The organism is Mucilaginibacter pankratovii, assembly GCF_014773265.1.
Lineage (GTDB): Bacteria > Bacteroidota > Bacteroidia > Sphingobacteriales > Sphingobacteriaceae > Mucilaginibacter > Mucilaginibacter pankratovii.
Window position 1 is genome coordinate 1 of record NZ_JACWMY010000028.1, and the last position, 2,066, is coordinate 2,066.

The following is a 2,066-nucleotide window of genomic DNA, read 5'->3' on the forward strand; positions in this document are numbered from 1 at the left end:
TAGAAAAGCAAATGTAGGCATAAGTAACGATAAGGCGGGAGAGAAACCCGCCCACCGAAAGACTAAGGTTTCCTGATCAACGCTAATCGGATCAGGGTTAGTCGGGGCCTAAGGTGAAGCCGAAGGGCGTAGCCGATGGACAACTGGTTAATATTCCAGTACTTTTTATAACTGCGATGCGGTGACGGAGTAGTGACACTGACGCGAACTGACGGAATAGTTCGTTAAAGGCCGTAGGTATAGGTTTGGTAGTTAAGTACGCCAGATTTGCTGAAAGCTGATAGTATACTGAGCCTTCGGGTAAGGTAATAGTTCAGGTAATCAGACTTCCAAGAAAACCCGCTAAGCTTCAGGTTATAAAAACCCGTACCGTAAACCGACACAGGTAGTCGAGGAGAGAATCCTAAGGTGCTCGAGTGAATCATGGCTAAGGAACTCGGCAAAATGGCCCTGTAACTTCGGGAGAAGGGGCGCTGGTAGCAATATCAGCCGCAGTGAAAAGGCCCAGGCGACTGTTTAACAAAAACACATGGCTATGCAAAATCGAAAGATGACGTATATGGCCTGACACCTGCCCGGTGCCGGAAGGTTAAGAGGGGATGTTAGTCGCAAGGCGAAGCATTGAATCGAAGCCCCGGTAAACGGCGGCCGTAACTATAACGGTCCTAAGGTAGCGAAATTCCTTGTCGGGTAAGTTCCGACCTGCACGAATGGTGTAACGATCTGGGCGCTGTCTCAGCCATGAGCTCGGTGAAATTGTGGTATCGGTGAAGACGCCGGTTACCCGCAACGGGACGGAAAGACCCCATGCACCTTCACTACAACTTAACATTGATATCGGATACAGGATGTGTAGGATAGGTGGGAGACTGTGATCTGGCTTCGCTAGGAGTCAGTTAGTCAACGTTGAAATACCACCCTTTCTGTATTTGGTGTCTAACTCTGTATAACGGAGGACATTGTTTGGCGGGTAGTTTGACTGGGGTGGTCGCCTCCAAAAAGGTAACGGAGGCTTTCAAAGGTAAGCTCAGTACGCTTGGTAACCGTACGCGGAGTGCAATAGCATAAGCTTGCTTGACTGTGAGGCAGACAAGCCGAGCAGGGTCGAAAGACGGATATAGTGATCCGGTGGTTCTGCATGGAAGGGCCATCGCTCAAAGGATAAAAGGTACGCTGGGGATAACAGGCTGATCTCCCCCAAGAGCTCATATCGACGGGGAGGTTTGGCACCTCGATGTCGGCTCGTCACATCCTGGGGCTGGAGAAGGTCCCAAGGGTTGAGCTGTTCGCTCATTAAAGTGGCACGCGAGCTGGGTTCAGAACGTCGCGAGACAGTTCGGTCCCTATCTGTTGTGGGCGTTGGAAGTTTGAGTGGGGCTGACCTTAGTACGAGAGGACCGGGTTGGACTAACCTCTGGTGAATCTGTTATGCCGCCAGGTGTACTGCAGAGTAGCTACGTTGGGAATAGATAAGCGCTGAAAGCATCTAAGTGCGAAACTAGCCACAAGATGAGACTTCCATTGAGGATCGTAGCAGACTACTACGTTGATAGGTTACAGGTATAAAGGTGGTGACATCAAAGCCGAGTAATACTAATAATCCGAAGCTTTCTCATAGCAGGTAATTAAAGGTTCATTGGTTGAGTAGTTCAATAGTTCATTAGTAGCAATACGAATGAACCAATGAACGAAGACACCAATGAACCAGCAAAAACAAAGCTGTTGTTTTCTCTGAAACTTACTTCTTTCAATAATATGTCATTGTTTATATGGTTCATTAGTTCATTGGTATCATTGGTTCATTAGTAGCCATGATCCATACAACGAAGAACATAAACAATATAAAATATAGTACGCTATTCATTAGCCGCGTTGCAAATACCAATGAACAACTGAACTAATGAACCAGTGAACTGAAGAAATTCAGGTGCCTATATCGGCGGTGTCCACCTCTTCCCATTCCGAACAGAGAAGTTAAGCCCGCCAGAGCCGATGGTACTGCAGTAAAATGTGGGAGAGTAGGTCGGTGCCAAATCTTAATGCCAACAGGCCTTAACAAAGAACCC

At 47.6% G+C, this 2,066-nt stretch carries 2 rRNA genes; both read left to right on the top strand.

The features are described from left to right. Window positions 1–1,617 (top strand): 23S ribosomal RNA (locus IDJ77_RS27480); the annotation flags it as partial. 306 nt (window positions 1,618–1,923) lie between these two features. After that, window positions 1,924–2,035, top strand: a 5S ribosomal RNA gene (gene rrf / locus IDJ77_RS27485). Window positions 2,036–2,066: the final 31 nt, after the last annotated feature.